The organism is Nocardioides sp. CPCC 206348 (assembly GCF_048654705.1).
GTDB lineage: Bacteria > Actinomycetota > Actinomycetes > Propionibacteriales > Nocardioidaceae > Nocardioides.
In genome coordinates, this window is sequence record NZ_JBMCZA010000055.1 from 525 (window position 1) to 3,884 (window position 3,360).

Consider the following 3,360-nt stretch of genomic DNA (forward strand, 5'->3'; position numbering starts at 1 on the left):
CACCGTCGAGGTCACCGTCACCAACAGTGCCGACGTCGTGCTCACCACCGAGACGCTGCCTCTCGTCAGCGGCGCGGCCGAGGTGACCCTGCTGCCCGGTTACGCCGGCGACTACGAGCTCACCGCGTTCTACCCGGGCAACGGCGACATCACCGAGGCAGAGGGAACCCTCGTCTACACGATCGAGAAGGCGACCTCCACCGCCTCGATCTCGGTGACCAGGGTGCCGACGCCGTTGGTGACCGGGTCAGCGACGGTGTTCATCAACTCCTCGGTCGGATCCCCGACGGGGAACGTCCAGGTCCAGGTGAAGACACTGGCCGGCGCCGTCCTCATGTCCACGTCGGCGCCGCTCGACGACAACGACTCCGCAACCGTCGCGCTGACGCGGCGACAGCCCGGCACCTACGCGCTGGTCGCCACCTATGCCGGCGACGCGAACGTGAACCCGACGACCAGTTCCACGACCTTCACCGTGGCCAGGGTCGCTGCGGTGTGGAGCATCGGCTGGAACCGCAAGCCCACCCCCTGGCGCACGGGCAGCCTCCGGATCCGCGTGACCGGTGGCGGTGTCGGCGCCGCCACCGGCGTCATCACGGTGCGGTTGAGGAACAGCAACGGCACGGTGCTCCGGACCACCCGGATCAGGCTCAACGAAGCCGGCCTCGCGACCGTGTGGCTGCCCAGGCTGAGGGTCGGAAGGTACGCCGTCGTGGCGTCGTACCCGGGTGACAGCAAGGTCAGGGCCAGCACCACCGTCGTGCGGTTCGCCTCGGTGCGTCGCTAGCCCGGCCCGCCTGGTCGCGGGCCCTCCGCAAGGAGAACCGCGGCCAGTGCAAGTGTTCGGTCATCGCTGGACGTCGCGCGATCTCGATCCAGTGATGCCAGCAGCCAGGTGTCGGGACCAAGGTTGAACCTCAGCATCTGGATCGAGCTGTGCTGGCCGCGCACGAACTCCACCGGGCGACCCTGGACCGTTCGGCGCGCAAGGGTTGTCGGTTGGTCGTCGCCGCCGCTCGGGATCAGCGCCGTGGGCCCCGCGTATGCCAAGACCGGGTGGTGATGCCAGGTCCTTCGATGGCCGTGTTCGCTTCGTTCTCGTAGCCCGGCGTGGTCCGCAGATCCGTTACGTCCGCGCCCGTCATCGTTGAACGCGCGCGGCGCGACTGCGCCGAAACGCGTACTGTGCCGCTGACTTCGAACGCGAGAAGGAAGCGATGCTCGACGACAAGGCCTCGGTTCCAACGGGACTGCAGCATGAGCGATTCATTGCGACCCCGCTCACCGCGGCCACGGCTGCGTTGGACTACGCGTCGTACATGGCAAGCCCGGAAGTCATCCGCGTCCACAGTGATGGCCGGTGGCCTGTCGAAGGGTTCACGTTCTCGGACGATCTTGAACTGGTCGCGAAGCACGAGGACGACCACAACAACCGCCGCGCGTTCACGTTTGTGCTCCTCGCCCCATCGGGGACTGAGGCGCTCGGCTGCTTGTACCTGAATCCGCTTCGCGAATACCTATTCTCCGCAGAGGCAGATCGACGGCTCATCGACGAAACACCGCTCGCGTCGGCCATGGTCACCTTCTGGCTTCGCCAAGACCAACAGGACACCGGCCTGGCCGAGGTTGTGGTCGAAGCCGTGAACGACTGGATCCTCAACGAGTGGCCGTTGACCGCTCATCTCTTTCGCGTCCTACCCGGCGAGCGGTCCTCCTGCATTGCCCTCGACCGACTGAATCTGCGGAAGTCCCGTCTAACGGTGCCCGGCGACGAGCGGCCCTACAACTGGTACCAGCCGTCGACCTAGGCTCCTTCCCAGACCCGTCCGCACATCGGCACGGCCGCGCGCTCCGCAGCAGCAGCGGACGAGCGCCTTCAGCTGTGATCAGCCAGGAGCTCGCGCATCGGCGGCATGATGAACGCGCTGTCGTAGTCGCCGCCCGAGTAGCGCGTGCGCAATGCGTCCACAGAGTCGACCTCTCGTGCGTATCGCACCGTGCCGGCTACGCAACGAGCGATGGCGCCGGCTCTCTCCTCATCAGTGCCGGGCCACTCCGGGAACGCGGGATCAGGCATGTATGGCAGATCTGGGTTCACCTGGCTGCGCTCATACCCAAGCGGCAAGAACATGTAGCAGTCCTCCGCATTGCGGGGAGCAAGTACTCCAAGTTGAAGTAGTGACGCACCCAAGACCAGGCGGTAGGGAGCGCTCGCTCCGCTGCCGTCGACGACCAGCGAGATTGACCAAGTGAGTGTCGGGTGCGCGACTTGGCATCCGTCGCCAACGTAGGCCAGGTCAATGGATCTGAAGCTCGACAGGAACATGCGTCGGAGCGTTCGTCGATCGATCACCCGCACATCCTGCCCGATCGTGAACAACGTTCAGCGGCTCAGCCGGTCGGTCCGACCATCGGCACGTTGAGCGGGTCGCGGCATGGTCCGGCTCCCGCCCCGACGAGGCAGTGCGCCGGGCCGAGGAGCTTGCTGCGCGGTCTACAAGCTGGCGCGCTGGTGTTGCCCTCGGGCGGCGGCTCGACGCCTGACGGCGCCGCTCACCTCAATTACGAGGATGGCGATCACGCCGAGCACGAACGCGCCAGCGGCCAACAGCAGTCCTTCGAGCGCGGCGAGGTCGCACTCCCCACCGAAGTCGGGTCCGCTGCACTGGGTTGCCTCGAAGTGGGCGATGCCGATGCCGAAGGCGATGAACATTGCGACGACGAGAGCACAGAGGTAGAGGCTGGCGCGCGACCAAGTCGTGAGGTTCTGCCCGTTCAAGGTTGTCGGAGTCGAGGCGGCAGCCAAGTGGGGTGATTCCGTTGGGCGGAGGAAGGAGGGTGTGAGCAGTACCAGCGCGACGAGGCCCAGCACGACTTCGAACTGGAGGAGCTCGCCTTCGTAGGTGGTCCAGAAGAACCGGAACCCGTTGTCCGAAGCCCCGATCGCGATGATTGTGGCGTCGAGAACCGCCAGGGCGCCGCCCAGGACACGGCGGGAGATCGGGTCGCCGAAGGCTGTGACGAGCGCACCCAGAGCCAGAAGCAGGGCGACTAGCAGGCCCACGCCGGAGGTGTCCGTGCCGTAGCCCGTCGTGTCGTCGAACAGGATGAAACCGGCTGCGTGGAGCGTGATGAGACTCGCCATGAACAGGACCAGGGTGATAGCAACGGTCATGCCACGCGATCGTTGGTGCGAGCCCATGTCGGCCAGTGTTTCCTATCCGCACGGTGCGCGAGCCGCATTCGGTCGCATTCGTCGCCCGGTCCTCTGAGTCCCGTGGTGGTCGGGCGTCCAGCTCCGACAGCGGCTAGATCAGTGCGCCTCGACGAACAGGGCAACCACCTCTGAAGCTCATCTCG

General features: G+C 66.1%; 4 protein-coding genes. 2 read left to right on the forward strand and 2 right to left on the reverse strand.

Going from position 1 to position 3,360, the window contains the following annotated elements:
• Both ACOADB_RS01860 and ACOADB_RS01865 read left to right on the forward strand, forming a co-directional pair.
• Nucleotides 1-787: Ig-like domain-containing protein (locus ACOADB_RS01860; protein WP_378596210.1), on the forward strand; the 787-nt coding region annotated here is incomplete at its 5' end.
• 430 nt (nt 788-1,217) lie between these two features.
• Nucleotides 1,218-1,808, forward strand: coding sequence for a hypothetical protein (locus ACOADB_RS01865; RefSeq protein WP_378596211.1), 591 nt, complete (start codon nt 1,218-1,220; stop codon nt 1,806-1,808).
• A 68-nt stretch (nt 1,809-1,876) separates the two neighbouring features.
• Here ACOADB_RS01865 and ACOADB_RS01870 read toward each other — a convergent pair whose 3' ends face one another.
• Both ACOADB_RS01870 and ACOADB_RS01875 read right to left on the reverse strand, forming a co-directional pair.
• Nucleotides 1,877-2,326, reverse strand: coding sequence for a hypothetical protein (locus ACOADB_RS01870; protein ID WP_378596212.1), 450 nt, complete (start codon nt 2,324-2,326; stop codon nt 1,877-1,879).
• Nucleotides 2,327-2,494: 168 nt separating this feature from the next.
• On the reverse strand, nt 2,495-3,202 hold the full coding sequence (locus tag ACOADB_RS01875) for a hypothetical protein (protein ID WP_378596213.1): 708 nt from the start codon (nt 3,200-3,202) through the stop codon (nt 2,495-2,497).
• Nucleotides 3,203-3,360 lie beyond the last annotated feature (158 nt).